We start from the raw sequence: 21,024 nt of genomic DNA, 5'->3' as shown, positions 1-21,024 counted from the left end.
TCTCAGCGCTGGTGACGGATGCGTGGGTTGGCGAAGCCGTAGAGGATATCCACCACGAAGTTCACCAGGATCACCAGGCAGGCGATCAACAGGATGCCGTTCTGCACCACCGGGTAGTCCCTCGCGCCAATGGCTTCGATCAGCCATTTGCCGATGCCGGGCCACGAGAAGATGGTTTCGGTCAGGACCGCACCGGCCAACAGGGTGCCGACTTGCAGGCCGACCACGGTCAGTACCGGGATCAGCGCGTTACGCAGGCCGTGCACGAACACCACGCGCGCCGGCGACAGGCCTTTGGCCTTGGCGGTGCGGATGTAGTCTTCGCGTAGCACTTCGAGCATCGACGAACGGGTCATCCGCGCAATCACCGCCAGCGGGATGGTGCCCAGCACGATGGCCGGCAGGATCAGGTGGTGCAGGGCGTCGAAAAACGCGTCCGGCTCGTCAGCCAGCAGGGTGTCGATGAGCATGAAGCCGGTGCGCGGCTCGATGTCGTAGAGCAGGTCGATACGCCCGGATACCGGGGTCCAGCCCAGGCTCACCGAGAAGAACATGATCAGGATCAGGCCCCACCAGAAGATCGGCATCGAATATCCCGCGAGGGAGATGCCCATCACCCCATGGTCGAACAGGGATCCTCGCTTGAGTGCCGCAATCACCCCGGCCAGCAGGCCCAGGATGCCGGCGAACAACAGGGCGGCCATGGACAGTTCCAGGGTCGCCGGGAAAAGCGCGGTGAACTCGGTCCACACGCTGGTGCGGGTGCGCAGCGATTCGCCAAGGTCGCCCTGGGCGAGCTTGCCGACATAGTCCAGGTATTGCGCATACAACGGCTTGTTAAGGCCAAGGCGTTCCATTGCCTGTGCGTGCATCTCGGGATCGACGCGGCGTTCGCCCATCATGACTTCTACGGGGTCGCCAGGGATCATGCGAATTAACGCAAACGTCAGCAACGTGATGCCGAAAAACGTGGGGATCAGTAACCCCAGTCGGCGGGCAATAAAACTAAACATCTTGTTGTGTACCTCAATCAGCCGGTTAGGCAGGTTCGACGCCTTCAATAGCGAAGGCGCCGAGCGTTTTTCTTATTTACTTCACCTGGGTGGTGGCGAAGTTATTTGTCCCCAGAGGGCTTTGGGTGAAGCCTTCTACGTTCTTGCGCATGGCGGTGAACAGTTTCGGGTAAGCCATGGGAAGCCATGGTTGGTCCTTCTCGAAAACGTCCTGTGCTTGTTCATAGAGTGCAGCGCGCTGGCCGGGTTCAGCGATGGCGCGTGCCTTGTCGATCAAGTCTTGAAACTCTTTGTTACACCAGCGGGCGTAGTTTTCGCCGTTTTTCGCAGCATCGCAACTCAGGTTTGGGGTCAGGAAATTGTCCGGGTCGCCGTTGTCACCGACCCAGCCAGCCGAAACCATGTCGTGCTCGCCGTTCTTGGCGCGCTTGAGCATCTCGCCCCATTCCATGACTTTGATGTTGATCTTCAGGCCAATCTGCGCCAGATCCGCCTGCATGCGCTGGGCGCCGAGCATCGGGTTGGGGTTGGTCGGGCCGCCGCCGTTACGGGTGAACAGGGTGAACTCGGTGCCTTCCGGTACGCCGGCTTCCTTGAGCAGGGCGCGGGCCTTGTCCAGATCACGGGGCGGGTTTTTCAGTTTGTCGCTGAAACCCAGCAAGGTCGGCGGATAAGGGCCAGTACCTACCACCGCATTGCCTTTGCCGAACAGGGCTTCGGTATAGCCGGTCTTGTCGAACGCGATGTTGATCGCGTGACGTACACGCGCATCGCTCATGTATTTGTGAGTGGTGTTCAACGCGGTGTAACTGGTGGTCATCGCCGCCAGTTCGTCGACTTTCAGGTTCGGGTCCTGCTTGATGCTTGGAATGTCATCCGGCTTGGGGAACAGCGCGATCTGGCATTCGTTGGCCTTGAGCTTCTGCAGGCGCACGTTGTTATCGGTGGTGATCGCCAGGATCAGCGGGTCGACTGCTGGTTTGCCGCGGAAGTAGTCCGGGTTGGCCTTGAATCGTGCCTGGGCGTCTTTCTGATATCGGTTGAAGACGAACGGACCCGTGCCGATGGGCTTGGCGTTGAGGTCTTCGGTCTTGCCGGATTTCAGCAACTGGTCGGCGTATTCCTTCGAGTGGATTGAAGAGAATGCCATGCCCAGGTCGGCCAGGAACGGTGCCTCAGGGCGGGTCAGGGTGAAGACGACGGTGTGATCGTCGGTCTTTTCCACGCTCTTGAGCAGTTCCTTGAAGCCCATGCTTTCGAAGTACGGGTAGCCCACGAGGGACTTGTTATGCCACGGGTGATTCGGGTCCAGCTGGCGCTGGAAGCTCCAGAGCACGTCGTCGGCGTTCATGTTGCGCGTGGGTTTGAAGTAGTCGGTGGTGTGGAACTTGATGTCGTCACGCAGGTGAAAGGTGTAGGTCAGGCCATCGTCGCTGATCTGCGGCAGGTCTTTGGCCAGCGCGGGGATCACTTCGGTGGTGCCGGGCTTGAAGTCCACCAGACGGTTGAACAGGGTTTCAGCGGCGGCGTCAGCGGTGACGGCCGTGGTGTACAGGACCGGGTCGAAGCCTTCCGGGCTAGCTTCGGTGCAGACTACCAGCGGTTTGGCCGAAACGCCGATCGCCACGCTTAACAGCGCAGCGGCAATGGCGGCTTGTAGCGGGAGCATTTTCATTCAGAGCCCTCTGCAATCGATGGGACCAGACAAGCGTAGACGGCAGGCTCGTCCTGAGCCCGCCGTTTACCTGGTGCTAATTAAAGAATGTTGAACGGGATGGTGGTGACCAGGCGGAATTCTTTGATGCTGCCGTCGGATTGGAACTCGCTGCCACGGTGCTCAACGTAGGTTGCGCGCACGGTGGTGGCCTTGAGAGCGCCGCTCTGGATGGCGTAAGAAGCGCCTACACCGTATTCCTGGTGTTTTTCGCCGTCTTGTTTCTGGATGCCGTCGTAGGCGAACTTGGCCCGGCCGTTGTTGCCGGTGTAGTGAGTACCGTCGATGTCCCAGCCGCGCGCCGAGTAGGCGTTGAACTTCAGGCCTGGCACGCCGTATTCGGCCATGTTGATGCCGTAGGCGATCTGGAAGGATTTCTCGTTCGGACCGTTGAAGTCAGAGGTCAGGGAGTTGGCGAGGTAGATGCCGTTGGTTTCGTGCAGGTAATCGAAGTACTCGTTACCGTTCACTTGCTGGTAGGAGAAGGTCAGGCTGTGAGCCTGGTGAGCCAGGCCCAGGGACAGGGAGAAGGTATCGTTGTCGATTTTCCCCATCTCTTTTTTGCCTTCATCGACGGTTTTGTAGTAGTTGAAACCGGTGGTCAGCGCCAGTTGCTGTGCATCGCCCAGCTCGTGGGTTGCGCCGAAGTAGTACTGGTTCCAGAAGTCCTTCACGTTAGCGCCGAAGACGCTGACTTTCAGGCTTTTCAGCGGCTGGTAGTTCAGGCCCAGTGTGGACACCTTATCGGTCTCCGCGCCATTGCCGTATTCGGTACGGAATTTCGACAGGCTCTGTTCGGTACGTGGCGAAACGCGGTCAAACACGCCGCCCTGGAACGACAGGTTGCTGAATTCTTCGCTGTTGAAGCTCACACCTTCGAAGCTCGATGGCAGTGCACGGTTGCCGATGGTGTCGACGATGCCGCTGCTGAAGTTCTGACGACCGGCGGTCAACGTGGTGTTCGATACGCGGAACTGCACGTTGGCCAGGCCCAGTTTGCTCCACTGGCCTACTGCATCACCGTCGGAGTCAGCCAGGGTACGGTTGGAACCACCCTTGATGTCACGCTTGTTACGGTCCAGGACCAGCGCGTTGTAGACCGCCAATTCGGTCTTGACGCCTACGGTGCCTTGGGTGAAGCCCGAGCTGCCGTTGATGATGGTGCCCTGTACCCAGTTGGTACGGTTACGGTCGGTACGGGTTACACCGTTCTTCTTGTATTCGAAGGTGCCGCCACGGTATTTGCTTTCGTGGGAGTACCAGTTGCGCGTGGTGCCGCCCAGGCTGAAATCTTCGATAAAGCCTTTGGCCTCGCTTTGAGCGCTGGTGCCGGCCAGTGTGGTGGGGACGAATTCCTGGCTGGCGGATTCAGCGAAGGCGGTAGCCGTGATGCTGCTGATGGCCAGGGCCAGAAGCGCTTTGCTGCTCAGTTTCATGGGTTGAAGCTCCTTTGGTTCTCTTTTTTATGCCGGTCTTTTTTGGTGATCCGGCTATTGGGTGTGTAACTCGTTCAAGCTATTGCAAACGTTTGCCGTAGGAAAACTCCCAACAAAAGGCTGCACGTTTGCCGGAGAGCGAGTTTCGCTCCCCTGCATCCGGTTATTTTTTTATGGGTTGATACTGACGCCCGAGAACACGTTGCGGCCGAAGGGGCTCACTTTGAAATCTTCGACTTTGGCGCTTAACGGCTGGTTGACCGTCGAGTGGGCGACCGGCGTGATCGGCACCTGCTGCTTGAGCAGTTGCTGCGCCTGTTTGTACAGAACAGTCCTTTGTTCTCGGTCGGTGACGACCTTGGCTTGCTTGATCAGCTTGTCGTACGCCGGGTCACACCACATGGAGTAGTTGTTCCCGCCGATGGCGTCGCAGCTGTAGAGGGTGCCCAGCCAGTTGTCCGGGTCACCGTTGTCGCCGGTCCAGCCGATCAGGCTTATATCGTGCTCACCGTTCTTGGTGCGCTTGATGTATTCGCCCCACTCGTAGCTGACGATCTTGACCTTGAGGCCGATCTTGGCCCAATCGCTTTGCAGCATCTCGGCCATCAGCTTGGCGTTGGGGTTGTACGGCCGTTGCACCGGCATCGCCCACAGGGTGATTTCGGTGCCTTCCTTCACCCCGGCAGCCTTGAGCAGTTCCTTGGCTTTTTCCGGGTTGTAGGCGGCGTCCTTGATGGTGTCGTCGTAGGACCACTGCGTCGGCGGCATGGCGTTGACCGCCAATTGGCCCGCGCCCTGGTACACGGCATTCAGGATGCTCTGCTTGTTCACCGCCATGTCCAGCGCCTGGCGCACTTCGAGTTGGTCGAACGGCTTATGGCGCACGTTGTAGGCGATATAGCCGAGGTTGAAGCCAGGCTTGGTCAGCAGTTGCAGGTTCGGGTCGGCCTTGAGGGCCTCCACGTCCGCCGGACGCGGGTGCAGGGTGACCTGGCATTCGCCGGCCTTGAGCTTCTGCACGCGCACCGAGGCGTCGGTGTTGATGGCGAAGATCAACTGATCGAGCTTGACCTTGCTCGGGTCCCAGTACTGTTTGTTGCCTGCATAACGGATCTGCGAATCTTTCTGGTAGCGCTGGAACACGAACGGTCCGGTGCCGATCGGCTTCTGGTTGATGTCGCTGGGTTTGCCGGCCTTGAGCAACTGGTCGGCGTATTCGGCCGACAGGATCGAGGCGAAGCTCATGGCGATGTTTTGCACGAAGGCAGCATCGACCGTGTTCAGCGTCATCACCACGGTGTACGGGCCGGTTTTCTCGACCTTGGCGATGTTCTTGTTCAGGCTCATCCCGTTGAAGTACGGAAACTCGGTGGGGTAGGCCTTGCGAAACGGATGGTCGGGGTCAAGCATGCGGTTGAAGGTGAACAGCACGTCGTCTGCGTTGAAATCGCGCGTCGGCTTGAATTCCTTATTGCTGTGGAATTTCACCCCTTCACGCAAGTGGAAGGTGTAGGTCAAGCCATCTTCGGAAATATCCCACTTGGTCGCCAGCCCAGGTACGACATTAGTCGCGCCCTTTTCAAACTCAACCAGGCGGTTGTACAGCGGCTCGGCCGCATCGTTGTCGGTGGCGGTGGTGTATTGCGCAGTGTCAAACCCTGCCGGGCTGCCTTCGGAGCAGAACACCAGGCTCTTCTTGTCGGCGGCCTGGCCCAGCGTGGCGACAGCCAGCAGGCTGGTGCCAAAAATTGCGGATAGAACGGTGGTATGGCGCATGACGATCCCGATCCTTGTTTGTAGTTGTCATCAGCGAGCAATCACCCAGGCCTTGTGGCCAGAGCGACATCACTGATCCCACACACGGCAAGTGCCTTTCCCAGATTGCAGCCTCTGCTGTCCTACGACGTTATGGGTCGCGGACTTCGCAGTAAATGCGCAAAATCGGACTGACCTTGTAGGCAAAAGAGCTGCGTATCGCAGTGCGTTGCTGTAGGAGGCAACGACTGCGAACGTGGTCTGTTTCCTACGGTCCAGGCGGATGCAATAACGGCGACGTTATGAAACGTCGCCGTCAGTGATCCTTACTTGCCGCTTACGCTCACGCCGTAGAAGGAGTTCAAGCCAAACGGGCTGATCTTGAAGTCCTGCACGGTGGTGCGCATGGGTTGATACACCGTCGAGTGCGCGATAGGTGTCATCGGGACTGCATCTTTGAGGATATGTTGCGCCTGCTTGTACAGCTCGGTGCGTTTGGCGACATCCGAGGTGGCCTTGGCTTCTTTCACGATGCCATCGAATTTCTTGTCGCACCATTTGGAGAAGTTGTTACCGGCCAGCGAGTCGCAGCCGAACAGCACGTTCAGCCAGTTGTCCGGGTCACCATTGTCACCGCTCCAGCCAATGATCATGGCCTGGTTCTCGCCGCCTTTGGAGCGCTTGATGTACTCGCCCCACTCATAGCTGGTGATTTTTACGTTCAGACCGATCTTCTTCCAGTCGTTCTGCAGCATTTCAGCCATCAGCTTGGCGTTCGGGTTGTACGGACGCTGGACCGGCATGGCCCACAGCACGATCTCGGTACCTTCCTTGATGCCCGCTTCCTTGAGCAGCGCCTTGGCTTTCTCAGGGTCGTACTTGGCATCCTTGATGGTGGTGTCATACGACCACTGGGTTGGCGGCATGGCGTTGACGGCCAGTTGGCCCGCGCCCTGGTACACGGAGTCGATGATCTGCTGCTTGTTCACCGACATGTCCAGCGCCTGGCGCACGCGCAGGTCTGCCAGTGGGTTCGGCTGGTCGCTGCCCTTGACCTTGTCCATGACGTTGTAGGCGATGTAGCCCAGGTTGAAACCGGCCTGGTGCGGCAGTTTCAGGTCCTTGTCTTCGCCCAGCGCCTTGAGGTCGGCCGGACGCGGGAACAAGGTGATCTGGCATTCGTTTTTCTTGAGCTTCTGGATACGCACCGACGGGTCGGTGGTGATGGCGAAGATCAGGTTATCGATCTTCACATCGGCAGGGTTCCAGTAGTCCTTGTTGCCGGTGTAGCGAATGTTCGAGTCTTTCTGGTAGCTCTTGAACACGAACGGACCGGTGCCGATCGGCTTCTGGTTGATGTCTTGCGGCGTGCCGTTCTTCAGCAGTTGGGCTGCGTACTCGGCGGACTGGACCGAGGCGAAGCTCATGGCCAGGTTCTGGATGAAAGCGGCGTCCACGGTGCCAAGGGTGAACTTGACGGTGTGGTCATCGACTTTCTCGATGTTCTTGATGTTGGTGTCCATCCCCATGTCCGTGAAGTACGGGAACTCGGTGGGGTAGGCTTTGCGGAACGGGTCGTCCTTGTTGATCATGCGGTTGAACGTGAACAGCACGTCATCGGCATTGAAGGTACGGGTCGGCTTGAAGTACGGGGTGGTGTGGAACTTGACGCCGTCGCGCAGGTGGAAGGTGTACGTCAGGCCATCCGGGGACACGTCCCAGCTGGTGGCGAGCCCAGGAATCACAGCGGTGCCGCCGCGTTCGAACTGGGTCAGGCGGTTGAACATGGTTTCGGCCGAAGCATCGAAGTCTGTTCCGGTGGTGTACTGGCCTGGATCGAAACCAGCCGGGCTCCCTTCGGAGCAGAACACCAGGTTAGTCGCCGCATGGGCGAAAGGGGCCGCGGCCATAAGGCCAGCGCTCACTAATAACGGAAGGACTGCGTGTTTAAGCATGTTGGCCTCATGATTTGTTGTCATTTTTGGTGGTGAGGGCGACCTCGTGAGTCGGCCTGCGGATACTTATGCAGGCGCCATACCCATTGCAAGATGCTGAACCGTTGCGAGGCTGAAACAGTGGTACGAACGTACAGGAATGTCGCAATTATGAAAGTTTCTACACAATTGCGTCTATTTCGAGGGTTTTTTCGGTGCAACAGGCGCACCAAAAAAGCCCAAACGAGGCGTCTAGCGCACTCGGTTGGGGCGCTGCTGTTACTTATCTAGACTCACGCCGTAGAACGGCGTCAGGCCGAACGGGCTGATCTTGAAGTCGCGCACTTCCTTGCGCAGCGGTTGGAAAACCGTCGAATTCGCAATAGGCGTTATAGGTACTTGTTCCTTAAGTATTTTTTGCGCCTGTTGATACCACTTGATGCGCTGCTCGCGGTCGCTGCTGACTTTGGCTTCCTGGACCAGTTTGTCGTACGCCGGGTTACACCATTTTGCGTAGTTGCTGCCCTTGACCGCAGCACAACTGTAGAGCACGCCGAGCCAGTTATCCGGGTCACCATTGTCGCCCGTCCAGCCATAAATCATCGCGTCGTGCTCGCCATTTTTGGCGCGCTTGATGTATTCGCCCCACTCATAGCTGACGATATTGGCCTTGATGCCGACTTTCTCCCAATCCTGCTGGATCATCTGCGCCGACATGCGCGCATTTGGATTGGAGGCACGCTGGACCGTCATCGCCCACAAGTTGATGGTCGTACCCGGTGCAACCCCTGCTTCTTTTAGTAGCGCCCGCGCCTTGGTCGGATCGTAGGGCGCATCCTTGATGTTCGGGTCATAAGACCACTGCGCCGGAGGCAACGCGTTCTGCGCCAATTGCCCGGCGCTCTGGTACACGGCCTTGATGATCGCCGGCTTGTCGATGGCCATGTCCAGGGCCTGGCGCACCTTGAGCTGGTCCAGCGGCGGGTGGGTCACGTTGTAGGCCAGGAAACCCAGGTTGAAACCGGCTTGCTGCAGCACGCGCAGGTTGGGGTCCTGTTTCATCACGTCGATGTCGGCAGGGCGCGGGTAACCGCTGACCTGGCACTCACCGGCCTTGAGCTTCTGCAGGCGCGAGGCGGCGTCCGGGGTGATGGCGAACACCAGGTTGTCGAGCTTCACATCCTCGGGCTTCCAGTACTGTTTATTCGCCACGTAGCGAATCTGCGAGTCTTTCTGGTAGCGCTTGAACACGAACGGCCCGGTGCCCACGGGCTTCTGGTTGATGTCTTCGGCTTTGCCTTGTTTCAGCAGTTGGGCGGCATATTCGGCGGACTGCACCGAAGCAAAGCTCATGGCCAGGTTCTGCACGAACGAGGCATCCACATTGTTGAGGTTGAAGCGCACGGTGTGTTCGTCGATTTTTTCGACGTTTTTGATCGTGGTGTTCAAACCCATGTCGGTGAAATACGGCGACTCGGAGGGGTAGGCCTTGCGGAACGGACTGTCGGCATCGAGCAGGCGATTGAAGGTAAACAGCACGTCATCCGCATTGAAGTCGCGGGTAGGGGTGAAGAAATCGGTGGTGTGGAACTTGACGCCATCGCGCAGGTGGAAGGTGTAGGTCAGGCCGTCTTTGGAGACATCCCAGCTCGTCGCCAGGCCAGGTTCGACTTCGGTGCCGCCACGCTTGAATTGGGTCAGGCGGTTGAACACGGTTTCGGCGGAGGCATCGAAATCGGTGCCGCTGGTGTACTGGCTGGGATCGAAGCCGGCGGGGCTGGCTTCGGAGCAATAGACCAGGGTGCTGGCCGCGTGGGCCATCGGCATAAAGGCCAGCAGGCCTGCGGCAAGGAGTAGCGGTTTGAAAGCAATTCTTTCCATGGAGACCCCTGAAGTGGCAGGCATATATAAGCTGCCCAAACGAAAACGGCGCTACCGAGGGTAACGCCGTTCAGGTTTCTCAGGTAGGGGTCACTGCATCTGCACTTCGATCACGCCATCGGCGCTCATGTTGACCTGGCTGGTGCCCGCTTCCACTTCAGGCGTTGGTGCCGAATCGGCCATGGCCGCCTTCATCATCATCCCGCCACGGGCATAAGGTTGTGGGTAGCCATTGGTGTTGAAGTTCAAGTTGACGATCTTGTAACCCTTGCCGCCCAGCGCGTCGGTGGCCAGTTGTGCGCGGGCTTTAAAGGCGGCAACCGCGTCCTTGAGCAGGGCATCTTCGCTGGCCTTGCGCGTGGCGTCGGCGATGGCGAAGTCCATGTTTTCCATTTTCAGGGTGTTGAGCAATTCGCCGGTGAGTTTCGACAGTGCCGGGAAGTCCGCGCTTTCCAGGCGCAGTTCGGCGCGCTCACGCCAGCCGGTGATCTTCTGGTTCTTGTTGTCGTAGATCGGGTAGCTGTTGCGGCTGCCCTGGCGCAAGGTCACGCCTTTGACTTCGCGCGCCTCGCCCAGGGCCTTGTTCAGGGTGGTGGTGATTTCGGCGGCGAGCTTGGCAGGGTCAGTGTTCTGGGACTCGGTGTAGAGGGTGACGATCATCTTGTCGCGGGCCACTTCCTGGCTGACCTCGGCACGCAGGGAAATCTGGTTGTAATGCAGTTCATCGGCAGCCAGGGCCGGGAGGCTGGCCAGGGCGCTGGCGCTGAGGGTGAAAATGGCTGCACTGCGAGTGAAACGAGACATGGAAGCTCCTTAGGGTGTTCGTATCGGGTATGACTGTAGACGGTGGCATCGGGTTCTTCGGGTTTACGAATTAGAAAAAAAAGTTTCAAGCTGCGTGCTACAAGCTAAAAGGCACGCGGATTCCTGCTGTTTGAAGCGTGCCACGTGAAGCTGCGGCGCCCTGCGTCAAAGAGCCACACACCCAATGTCCGAGGCGCCGCTTCGTTTATACTCGTGCCGATCCGCCTGCAGCGCTCACCGGGAGAGCTCATGCTCGCCGCCGTAAAACTGACTTCCGCCACCCGCCAGAACCTCTGGCGCCTGACGTTCATCCGCACGCTGGTACTGGCCGCACAGGCTGGCTCCGTCGGTCTCGCCTATTGGTTCGACCTGTTGCCGCTGCCGTGGCTGCAACTGGCCGTGACCCTCGGTTTCTCCATCGTGCTGTGCGTGTTCACCGCGATCCGGTTGCGCACCACGTGGCCGGTGACCGAGCTGGAATACGCCCTGCAATTGGCCTGCGACCTGTTTATCCACAGTGTGTTGCTGTATTTCTCCGGCGGTTCCACCAACCCGTTCGTGTCTTATTACCTGGTGCCACTGACCATCGCCGCCGTGACCTTGCCGTGGCGCTACTCGGTGGTGCTGTCGGGTATCGCCCTGACCCTGTACACCCTGTTGCTGGCGCGCTTCTATCCGCTGCAAACCTTCCCCATCGCCCGCGAAAACCTGCAGATCTACGGGATGTGGCTGAGTTTTGCGCTGTCCGCCGCCGTGATCACCTTCTTCGCTGCGCGCATGGCCGAAGAGTTGCGCCGCCAGGAAGAATTGCGCGCCATCCGTCGTGAAGAAGGCCTGCGCGACCAACAGCTGCTCGCGGTCGCCACCCAGGCTGCCGGCGCCGCCCATGAATTGGGCACACCGCTGGCGACCATGAGCGTGCTGCTCAAGGAAATGACCCAGGACCATCACGACCCGGCCCTGCAGGACGATTTGAGCGTGCTGCAGGAACAGGTCAAGCAGTGCAAGCAGACCTTGCAGCAACTGGTGCGCGCCGCCGAGGCCAATCGCCGCCTGGCGGTGGAGATGCAGGATGTGACCCAGTGGCTCGACGAAGCCCTGAACCGCTGGCACCTGATGCGTCCCGAGGCCAGTTACCGTTTCAACCTGCTGGGGCAGGGCACCGTGCCACGCATGGCGCCGCCGCCCGACTTGACCCAAGCGCTGCTGAACCTGCTGAACAATGCCGCCGACGCCTGCCCCGAAGGCCTGGGCGTGCAACTGGACTGGGACGCCGAAAACGTCACCATCAGCATTCGCGACCACGGCGCGGGCGTGCCGCTGGCCATTGCCGAGCAGATCGGCAAACCCTTCTTTACCACCAAGGGCAAAGGCTTCGGCCTCGGCCTGTTTTTGAGCAAGGCCAGCGTGACCCGCGCGGGCGGCTCAGTGAAGCTCTATAGTCATGAGGAAGGTGGCACGCTCACCGAGCTGCGCCTGCCCCGTGTCGCACGAGGAGATATCGATGAGTGACGAGATCCAAGTCGAAGGCGAAGAACTGCCGCACCTGCTGCTGGTAGATGACGACGCCACCTTTACCCGCGTGATGGCGCGCGCCATGAGCCGTCGCGGCTTTCGCGTGAGCACCGCTGGTTCGGCCGAGGAGGGCCTGACCATCGCCCAGGCCGACCTGCCGGACTATGCCGCGCTCGACCTGAAAATGGATGGCGACTCCGGCCTGGTGCTGCTGCCCAAGCTGCTGGAGCTCGACCCGGAAATGCGCGTGGTGATCCTTACTGGTTATTCCAGCATTGCCACCGCTGTCGAAGCCATCAAGCGCGGCGCCTGTAACTACCTGTGCAAACCGGCGGACGCCGATGACGTGTTGGCCGCCTTGCTCTCCGAGCACGCCGACCTCGACACCCTGGTGCCGGAAAACCCGATGTCGGTTGACCGCCTGCAGTGGGAACACATCCAGCGCGTGCTGACCGAGCACGAAGGCAACATCTCCGCCACTGCCCGCGCCCTCGGCATGCACCGCCGCACCTTGCAGCGCAAGTTGCAGAAGCGCCCGGTACGGCGCTGAACGAAGTCTGAACAATCTGCTTCAGGCCGCACGGAGCCCTGAACCGATCGTCTATGATCGGTTCAAACGCCTGTCATTCTTTACCCTACCGAGCCTGAACGATGAATCAGAACGCTGAGTATTCCGCGGTCAATGACGCGGTGCGTGGGCAATTCTTCCGCCGAACCTGGGCGATGATCACGCCGTATTGGCGCAGTGAAGAGAAGGGCAAGGCCTGGCTGCTGCTGGCCGCGGTGATTGGCCTGTCGTTGTTCAGCGTGGCAATTTCGGTCTGGATCAACCACTGGTACAAAGACTTCTACAACGCCTTGGAGAAGAAGGACACGGCGGCTTTCTGGCAGTTGATCGGCTACTTCGGCGGGATCGCCGCCGTGGCGATTCTCGGCGCGGTGTACCGCTTGTACCTGACCCAGATGCTGACCATCCGCTGGCGGGCCTGGCTCACCGAGCAGCACTTCGCGCGCTGGCTGGGCCACAAGAACTACTACCAGCTGGAGCAGGGCGGTTACACCGATAACCCGGACCAGCGGATTTCCGAAGACCTCAACAACTTCACTTCAAGCACCCTGAGCCTGGGCCTGGGGCTGTTACGCAACGTGGTCAGCCTGGTGTCGTTCTCGATCATCCTGTGGGGCGTGTCGGGTAGCATCGAAGTGTTCGGCATCACCATCCCGGGCTACATGTTCTGGTGTGCGCTGCTTTATGCCGCCGTCGGCAGTTGGCTCACGCACCTCATCGGCCGTCGCTTGATCGGCCTGAGCAACCAACAACAACGCTTCGAAGCGGACCTGCGTTTCTCCATGGTGCGCGTGCGCGAAAACGCCGAGAGCATCGCCCTGTACAACGGCGAGCCGAATGAAAACCAGCGCTTGAGCGCCCGCTTCGCCAAGGTCTGGCACAACTTCTGGGACATCATGAAAGTGTCCAAGCGCCTGACTTTCTTCACCGCTGGCTACAGCCAGATCGCGATCATCTTCCCCTTTATCGTCGCCGCGCCGCGTTATTTCACCGGCAAGATCGAGCTGGGAGAGCTGATGCAAATCAACTCGGCGTTCGGCAATGTGCAAGAGAATTTCAGCTGGTTTATCAGTGCGTATTCGGAGCTGGCGTCGTGGCGCGCCACGAGTGATCGTCTGCTGAGCTTCCACCAGGCCATGCGTGATAACGAGCAGCGTGCGCCGGCGATTGACGTGCGCGCGGAAGGCGAGCGCCTGGTGGTGCAGGACCTCGGCATGGACCTGGCCGATGGCCGCCACTTGCTCACCGCCGCCGACATGACCGTGGAGCCTGGCCAGCGCCTGATGCTCAGCGGGCGTTCCGGCAGTGGCAAAAGTACCCTGTTGCGCGCGATGGGCCATCTGTGGCCGGCGGGGCACGGCAGTATTCGCCTGCCGGCGGCGCGTTATTTGTTCCTGCCGCAGAAACCTTATCTGCCGATCGGCACCTTGAAGGCCGTGTTGAGTTATCCACAGGACGACAGCGTCTATCCGGCAGAACGTTATGCTCAGGTGCTGGAAACCTGCCGCCTGCCGCATCTGGTCGCACGCCTGGACGAGGCCAACCACTGGCAGCGCATGCTCTCGCCGGGCGAGCAGCAGCGCCTGGCCTTCGCGCGCGCGTTGTTGTTTGCACCGCAATGGCTGTACATGGACGAAGCCACTTCGGCGATGGATGAAGAGGATGAGGCGAGCCTGTATCAGGCATTGATCGATGAGCTGCCGGGTTTGAGCATTGTCAGCGTCGGCCATCGCAGCAGCCTCAAGCGCTTCCATGGACGGCACGTGCGGATCGAGAGCGGGTTGCTGCAAGAGCAACCCGTGGCCTGAGGCTGAGCTCAATCAAAATGTGGCAGCGGGCTTGCCCGCGAATGCGGTGTGTCAGTGACACAGAGGCCGAATGACCCACCGCCATCGCCGGCAAGCCAGCTCCCACAGTTGACCGGGGTTGGCTGATAAATTTGTCTCCCAAGGGCAGCATGTGTAGATCAAGAGCGGGTTGCTGCAGCAGCAACGCCTCTCCCGAGCCTGGGCTCAATCAAAATGTGGGAGCGGGCTTGCCCGCGAATGCGGTGTGTCAGTGACACAGATGCTGAATGACCCACCGCCATCGCCGGCAAGCCAGCTCCCACAGTTGGGCGGGGTTGGCTGATGGATTTGGCTTCCAAGGGCAACATGTGTAGATCGAGAGCGCGTTGCTGCAGCAGCAACGCCTCTCCCAAGCCTGGGCTCAATCTAAATGTGGGAGCGGGCTTGCCCGCGAATGCGGTGTGTCAGTGACACAGAGGCTGAATGACCCACCGCCATCGCCGGCAAGCCAGCTCCCACAGTTGGACGGGGTTGCCTGATGGATTTGGCTCCCAAGGGCAGCATATGTAGATCAAGAGCGGGTTGCCGCAGCAGCAACGCCTCTCCCAAGCCTGGGCTCAATCAAAATGTGGGAGCGGGCTTGCCCGCGAATGCGGTGTGTCAGTGACACAGATGCCGAATGACCCACCGCCATCGCCGGCAAGCCAGCTCCCACAGTTGAGCGCGGTTGCCTGATGGATTTGGCTCCCAAGGGCAGCATGTGTAGATCGAGCGCGAGTTGCTGCAGCAGCGACGCCTCTCCCGAGCCTCGGCTCAATCAAAATGTGGGAGCGGGCTTGCCCGCGAATGCGGTGTGTCAGTGACACAAAGGCTGAATGACCCACCGCCATCGCCGACAAGCCAGCTCCCACAGTTGAGCGGGGTTGCCTGATGGATTTGGCGCCCACAAAAAAGCCCGGCTGATCATCGATCAGCCGGGCTTTTTCAGTGCTTGAAGATGACTTACTTCTTCAAGCCGTAATGCTCATCCAGCATGCCCGGGGCGTTTGGCGTTTTTGGCGCGTAGTCCCGTGGCGGCTCCTGGTTTTCCCGGGGTGGGGTCAGGCGCTCGCGTGGAGCTTGCGGTGCATCGGAATGCAGCGCGGCCAGCAGGCGCTGGCGGGTGATGTCGTCGAGGGCCAGGCGGTTGGCGCCATCGGCGAGGTGATCCTGTACTTCCTGGTAGCTCTGAGTGAGCTTCTTGACCAGGGTCGCGGTGCTGTTGAAGTGGGTAACAACCTCGTTCTGATAACTGTCAAAACGTTCCTGGATGTCATCCAGCTGACGCTGCGTGCGGTTAGGCGCGGCATTCGGCAGCAAGCGAGCAACCAGGAAACCAATGGCGACACCGGCAACCAGGGCAAGAGTCGGCAACAACCAAACTAAGAGCGAGTGTTCCACGAGTCCTTCCTCTATAAACGGCTTTGCTTTACGTTAACGGCTCGGACCTGCGCTGTATACCGCGATTAAGCTCGCAATGATGCCATGCACAGACTTTTAGCTAGACGAGTCGACCCTTTGAGAGGTCACGGAGTTCATTCCTTGCTCATGCGTGAAACCCCCGTTTTGATCGATGGCCCGGTAGGCCAACTGGAAGCCCTGTACCTTGATCACCCCGAGCCACGTGGCCTGGCGCTGATCTGCCACCCTAACCCGGTGCAAGGCGGGACCATGCTCAATAAAGTTGTATCGACCCTGCAACGCACCGCCCGCGATGCCGGTTTGATTACTTTGCGTTTCAATTATCGTGGCGTCGGCGCGAGTGCCGGCACCCACGACATGGCCACCGGTGAAGTGGACGATGCCGAAGCGGCCGCTACCTGGCTACGGGAAAAGCACCCCGACCTGCCGATCACGCTGCTGGGTTTTTCCTTCGGTGGCTACGTGGCCGCCAGCCTGGGCGGTCGCCTGGAAGCCAAGGGCGAAAAGCTCGCGCACCTGTTCATGGTCGCCGCGGCGGTGATGCGCCTGCGCGATTCCGACGTGCTGCCCCAGGGCTGCCCATTGACCCTGATCCAGCCGGAAACCGACGAAGTGGTCGACCCGCAAGTCGTCTACGACTGGTCCGCCGCCCTGAAACGCCCCCATGAGCTGCTGAAAGTGGCAGAATGCGGACACTTTTTTCACGGCAAGCTGACCGATCTCAAGGATCTGGTGCTGCCGCGTCTCTCGAATTGATAGCAGTCTGATAAGCGATTACCCATGACGACTCGTACCCGTATCCTCACCGGCATCACCACCACCGGCACGCCGCATCTGGGCAACTACGCCGGCGCGATCCGCCCGGCGATTCTCGCCAGCCAGGACGCCAATGCCGACTCTTTCTACTTCCTGGCCGACTACCACGCCCTGATCAAGTGCGATGACCCGCAGCGCATCCAGCGCTCGCGCATGGAAATCGCCGCGACCTGGCTGGCCGGTGGCCTGGATGTGAACCGGGTGACGTTCTATCGCCAGTCCGACATACCGGAAATTCCCGAGCTGACCTGGCTGCTCACCTGCGTGGCCGCCAAGGGCCTGCTCAACCGCGCCCACGCTTACAAGGCCTCGGTGGACAAGAACGTCGAAGCCGGCGAAGACCCGGATGCGGGCATCAGCATGGGCCTGTACAGCTACCCGGTGCTGATGGCGGCGGACATCCTGATGTTCAACGCGCACAAGGTGCCGGTCGGCCGCGACCAGATCCAGCACGTGGAAATGGCTCGCGACATCGGCCAGCGCTTCAACCACCTGTTCGGCAACGGTCAGGAATTCTTCACCATGCCCGAAGCGTTGATCGAAGAAAGCGTCGCCACCTTGCCGGGCCTGGATGGCCGCAAGATGTCGAAAAGCTACGACAACACCATCCCGCTGTTCACCAGCGCCAAGGACATGAAGGACGCGATCTCGCGGATCGTCACTGACTCCCGCGCGCCGGGCGAAGCCAAGGATCCGGACAACTCGCACCTGTTCACCCTGTACCAGGCCTTTGCAACCAAGGCCCAGGAAGAAGAGTTCCGCGCCGAGCTGCTGCAAGGGCTGGGTTGGGGCGAGGCGAAGAACCGTCTGTTCCAGTTGCTGGACAGCCAACTGGCCGAGCCGCGTGAGCGTTACCACCAGCTGATGTCGCGCCCTTCGGACATGGAAGACCTGCTGCTGATCGGCGCCAAGAAAGCCCGTGCCGTCGCTGCGCCGTTCCTCGCGCAGTTGCGCGAAGCAGTTGGCCTGCGCTCGTTCGTCAACCAGGCGGCCGCGCCGGTTGCTACCAAGAAAAAAGCCGCGAAAGCCGCGCGCTTCGTGAGCTTTCGTGAGGACGACGGCAGCTTCCGTTTCCGCCTGTTGGCCGCCGATGGCGAGCAATTGCTGCTGTCGCGCAACTTTGCCGATGGCAAGGCGGCGGGCGCAGTGACCAAGCAACTGCAAAGTGGCAGCGCGCTGGACGTACGCACCGAGGCCCTGAGCTTCAGCGTATGGCTGGACGGCGCCGCCGTCGCCGACAGCGCCGAGTTCGCCGACAGCACGGCGCGCGATGCCGCCGTTGAAGCGCTGCGCGTTGCGTTGACCCCAATCGAGGATTAACCCGACCAAGGGTTGATTGCCATTATCCAGGGCCGTCGTTACAGTGACGGCCCGTTTTTGTTGCCTTGCTAACGAAATTATGACGCCCCTAGAACGATATCAAGCTGATCTGAAACGCCCTGAGTTCTTCCACGACGCCGCCCAGGAAAATGCTGTGCGTCATTTGCAGCGCCTGTACGACGACCTGGTCGCGGCCTCGCAGAGCAAACCAGGGATGTTCAGCAAGCTGTTTGGCAAGAAAGACCACGTGCCGGTCAAGGGCCTGTATTTCTGGGGTGGCGTCGGCCGGGGCAAGACATACCTGGTCGACACGTTCTTCGAGGCGCTGCCGTTCAAGGAAAAGGTCCGCACGCACTTCCACCGCTTCATGAAGCGTGTGCACGAAGAGATGAAGACCCTGCCGGGCGAGAAGAACCCGCTGACCATCATCGCCAAGCGCTTCTCCGAAGAAGCGCGGGTGATCTGCTTCGATGAGTTCTTCGTCTCCGACATCACCGATGCCATGATCCTCGGCACCCTGATGGAAGAGCTGTTCAAGAACGGCGTGACCCTGGTCGCCACCTCCAACATCGTGCCCGACGGCTTGTACAAGGACGGCCTGCAGCGTGCGCGCTTCCTGCCGGCCATCGCGCTGATCAAGCAGAACACCGAGATCGTCAACGTCGACAGCGGCGTCGACTACCGCCTGCGTCACCTCGAGCAAGCGGAGTTGTTCCACTTCCCGCTGAACGAAGCCGCGCATGACAGCCTGAAGAAAAGCTTCCGCGCGCTGACGCCGGAATGCACGAAGGCGGTGGAAAACGACAAGTTGATGATCGAGAACCGCGAAATCATCGCGTTGCGCACCTGCGATGACGTGGCCTGGTTCGAGTTCCGTCAACTGTGCGACGGCCCGCGCAGCCAGAACGACTACATCGAACTGGGCAAGATCTTCCACGCGGTGATCTTGAGCGGCGTCGAGCAGATGGGCGTCACCACCGACGACATTGCGCGCCGTTTCATCAACATGGTCGACGAGTTCTATGACCGCAACGTCAAGTTGATCATCTCGGCGGAAGTCGAGCTCAAGGACCTGTATACCGGCGGCCGCTTGAACTTCGAGTTCCAACGCACGCTGAGCCGCTTGCTGGAAATGCAGTCCCACGAGTTCCTGTCACGCGGCCACAAGCCGTAGTCGATGTGCCCGAAATTAAAAAGGCCTGCAGCGATGCGGGCCTTTTTTATGCGTGTGTCCCCGCACAGCGCAGATCACAGGTGGGAGCCGGGCTTGCCCGCGATGGCGGTGGGTCAGCGACAGATTCACTCACTGATACACCGCTATCGCAGGCAAGCCAGCTCCCACATGGGGTTGTGCACAGCCTCGGTTATGCGGCTTTGCTGGAGTTGCTGGATGCGGGCCTTTTTTATGGGGATCTCCCGCACAGCGCAGATCAGAGGTGGGAGCCGGGCTTGCCCGCGATGGCGGTGGGGCAGCGACAGATACACTCACTGATACACCGCTATCGCAGGCAAGCCAGCTCCCACATGGGGTTGTGTACAGCCTCGGTTATGCGGCTTTGCTGGAATTGCTGGATGCGGGCCTTTTCTATGGGGGATCTCCCGCACAGCGCAGATCAGAAGTGGGAGCCGGGCTTGCCCGCGATGGCGGTGGGTCAGCGACAGATACACTCACTGATACATCGCTATCGCAGGCAAGCCAGCTCCCACATGGGGTTGTGTACAGCCTCGGTTATGCGGCTTTGCTGGAATTGCTGGATACGGGCCTTTTTATGCGTGATCTCCCGCACAGCGCAGATCACAGGTGGGAGCGGGCTTGCTCGCGAATGCGGTGTATCAGTGACGAATGTTTCGACTGACGCTCCGCATTCGCGAGCAAGCCCGCTCCCACAGTTTTCTACCGCGTTTAGCCTTGGTTATGCGGCCTGCTGGAACTGCTGGCGGTACTGGTTGGGCGACAGCTCCGTGTGCTGTCTGAACAGCCGCGCAAAGAAACTTGCATCGTCGTAACCCACCTCATAACTGATGGTCTTGATGCTCTTGCGGCTGGCCGAGAGCAGGCCCTTGGCGGTTTCGATGCGCAGCCGCTGCAGGTAATGCAGCGGCTTGTCACCGGTAGCAGTCTGGAAGCGGCGCATGAAGTTGCGGATGCTCATGCCGTGTTCCCGGGCGACGTCTTCGAAGCGGAACTTGTCGGCGAAGTGCTCTTCAAGCCAGTGCTGGATCTGCAGGATGATCACGTCCTGGTGCAGCTTCTGCCCCCCAAACCCGATGCGCCCAGGCGAGTAACTGCGCTGCACTTCGTAGAGAATATCGCGGGCCACGGCCTGGGCGATGTTGGCGCCGCAGAAGCGCTCGATCAGGTAGATATAAAGATCGCACGCCGAGGTGGTGCCGCCGGCGCAGTACAGGTTGTCGGCGTCGGTGAGGTGCTTGTCCTGGTTGAGCTGGACCTTGGGGAAGCGTTCGCCGAAGGCATTGAAGAAACGCCAGTAGGTGGTCGCCTCCTTGCCATCGAGCAGGCCGGCTTCGGCCAGCCAGAACACCCCGGTGGCTTCGCCGCAGAGGACGGCGCCACGGGCGTGTTGTTCGCGCAGCCAGGGCAGCACTTGCGGGTAGCGCGTGCACAGGGCGTCGAAATCATCCCAGAAGGCCGGCAACACAATGATGTCGGCGTCTTCGAGGCCGCCGTCCACCGGCATGATCACATCACTGAAGCTGCGCACCGATTGCCCGTCGGGGCTGACCAGGCGCGTCTCGAATGCCGGGGTCAGGCCCAGGCCTTGCTGTTTGCCATACCGCAGGCTGGCGAGGTGGAAGAAATCCTTGGCTTGCATGAGGGTTGAAGCGAATACCCGATCAATGGCCAAAATGCTGACGCGCCGCAACGGCGTGGAGATTTGGTTAGACATAATTTCATTTATTCTTATAGGGGAAAGTGGTCACCAGACGGCTGGATCGTCTTATTTTTTGTCGCATGTGTCCAGTGTCCTGTGATGCCTTCGCGGCATAGGCTCTGTGGG

The 21,024-nt window shown here is 59.9% G+C and carries 15 protein-coding genes; 6 read left to right on the top strand and 9 right to left on the bottom strand.

The genetic code is table 11. From position 1 onward, the window contains the following. Positions 1-2: 2 nt before the first annotated feature. The 7 genes from NTD80_RS30045 to NTD80_RS30015 form a co-directional block, all read right to left on the bottom strand. Positions 3-1,013: an ABC transporter permease subunit gene (locus tag NTD80_RS30045; protein ID WP_017739471.1), complete on the bottom strand. Its 1,011-nt coding sequence runs from the start codon at positions 1,011-1,013 to the stop codon at positions 3-5. 76 nt (positions 1,014-1,089) lie between these two features. Then, positions 1,090-2,688 carry an ABC transporter substrate-binding protein gene (locus NTD80_RS30040; RefSeq protein WP_262135820.1) on the bottom strand — a complete coding sequence of 533 codons (1,599 nt, stop codon included), beginning with the start codon at positions 2,686-2,688 and terminating at the stop codon, positions 1,090-1,092. Between the two features lie 80 nt (positions 2,689-2,768). Beyond that, positions 2,769-4,163, bottom strand: coding sequence for an OprD family outer membrane porin (locus NTD80_RS30035; protein WP_065900634.1), 1,395 nt, complete (start codon positions 4,161-4,163; stop codon positions 2,769-2,771). A gap of 171 nt (positions 4,164-4,334) precedes the next feature. Continuing rightward, a complete protein-coding gene (locus NTD80_RS30030) occupies positions 4,335-5,939 on the bottom strand; it encodes an ABC transporter substrate-binding protein (protein ID WP_065900636.1) in 1,605 nt (534 codons plus the stop codon). A 305-nt stretch (positions 5,940-6,244) separates the two neighbouring features. Beyond that, positions 6,245-7,873 carry an ABC transporter substrate-binding protein gene (locus NTD80_RS30025; protein ID WP_065900641.1) on the bottom strand — a complete coding sequence of 543 codons (1,629 nt, stop codon included), beginning with the start codon at positions 7,871-7,873 and terminating at the stop codon, positions 6,245-6,247. A gap of 258 nt (positions 7,874-8,131) precedes the next feature. Next, the gene (locus tag NTD80_RS30020) at positions 8,132-9,733 is read right to left on the bottom strand and encodes an ABC transporter substrate-binding protein (RefSeq protein WP_262135819.1); all 1,602 of its coding nucleotides are present in this window, start codon (positions 9,731-9,733) and stop codon (positions 8,132-8,134) included. A gap of 90 nt (positions 9,734-9,823) precedes the next feature. Further along, positions 9,824-10,537: an SIMPL domain-containing protein gene (locus NTD80_RS30015; protein WP_106805161.1), complete on the bottom strand. Its 714-nt coding sequence runs from the start codon at positions 10,535-10,537 to the stop codon at positions 9,824-9,826. 249 nt (positions 10,538-10,786) lie between these two features. Between NTD80_RS30015 and NTD80_RS30010 the strand changes: the two genes are divergently transcribed. The 3 genes from NTD80_RS30010 to NTD80_RS30000 all read left to right on the top strand — a co-directional run bounded on the left by NTD80_RS30010 (position 10,787) and on the right by NTD80_RS30000 (position 14,428). Then, a complete protein-coding gene (locus NTD80_RS30010; RefSeq protein WP_065900649.1) occupies positions 10,787-12,049 on the top strand; it encodes an ATP-binding protein in 1,263 nt (420 codons plus the stop codon). Beyond that, on the top strand, positions 12,042-12,602 hold the full coding sequence (locus NTD80_RS30005; RefSeq protein ID WP_003171731.1) for a response regulator transcription factor: 561 nt from the start codon (positions 12,042-12,044) through the stop codon (positions 12,600-12,602). Before NTD80_RS30010 ends, NTD80_RS30005 begins: the two co-directional genes overlap by 8 nt. A gap of 101 nt (positions 12,603-12,703) precedes the next feature. Beyond that, the gene (locus NTD80_RS30000; protein WP_065900650.1) at positions 12,704-14,428 is read left to right on the top strand and encodes an ABC transporter ATP-binding protein/permease; all 1,725 of its coding nucleotides are present in this window, start codon (positions 12,704-12,706) and stop codon (positions 14,426-14,428) included. A 981-nt stretch (positions 14,429-15,409) separates the two neighbouring features. On the opposite strand, the gene NTD80_RS29995 is transcribed toward NTD80_RS30000, so the two are convergent. Continuing rightward, on the bottom strand, positions 15,410-15,847 hold the full coding sequence (locus tag NTD80_RS29995) for a YhcB family protein (protein ID WP_017138275.1): 438 nt from the start codon (positions 15,845-15,847) through the stop codon (positions 15,410-15,412). Positions 15,848-15,994: 147 nt separating this feature from the next. Between NTD80_RS29995 and NTD80_RS29990 the strand changes: the two genes are divergently transcribed. The 3 genes from NTD80_RS29990 (at position 15,995) to zapE (ending at position 19,178) form a co-directional block, all read left to right on the top strand. Next, positions 15,995-16,624, top strand: a complete 630-nt coding sequence (locus NTD80_RS29990; RefSeq protein WP_213550585.1) for an alpha/beta hydrolase — start codon at positions 15,995-15,997, stop codon at positions 16,622-16,624. 24 nt (positions 16,625-16,648) lie between these two features. Then, the gene (locus NTD80_RS29985) at positions 16,649-18,004 is read left to right on the top strand and encodes a tryptophan--tRNA ligase (RefSeq protein ID WP_262135818.1); all 1,356 of its coding nucleotides are present in this window, start codon (positions 16,649-16,651) and stop codon (positions 18,002-18,004) included. A 79-nt stretch (positions 18,005-18,083) separates the two neighbouring features. Then, complete coding sequence (gene zapE / locus NTD80_RS29980; protein WP_065900657.1) at positions 18,084-19,178, top strand: cell division protein ZapE; 1,095 nt, start codon at positions 18,084-18,086, stop codon at positions 19,176-19,178. Positions 19,179-19,917: 739 nt separating this feature from the next. Here the strand turns inward: zapE and NTD80_RS29975 are convergent. After that, positions 19,918-20,838 (bottom strand): GlxA family transcriptional regulator, encoded by a 921-nt coding sequence (locus tag NTD80_RS29975; RefSeq protein ID WP_177343923.1) that lies wholly within the window; start codon positions 20,836-20,838, stop codon positions 19,918-19,920. Positions 20,839-21,024 lie beyond the last annotated feature (186 nt).

Origin of the sequence: Pseudomonas sp. 13B_2.1_Bac1, from assembly GCF_025466155.1 — a bacterium.
In the GTDB taxonomy this organism is placed as follows: domain Bacteria; phylum Pseudomonadota; class Gammaproteobacteria; order Pseudomonadales; family Pseudomonadaceae; genus Aquipseudomonas; species Aquipseudomonas aylmerensis.
The sequence above is the reverse complement of the archived record's forward strand: the minus strand, read 5'-3'. Positions and strand labels throughout refer to the sequence as shown.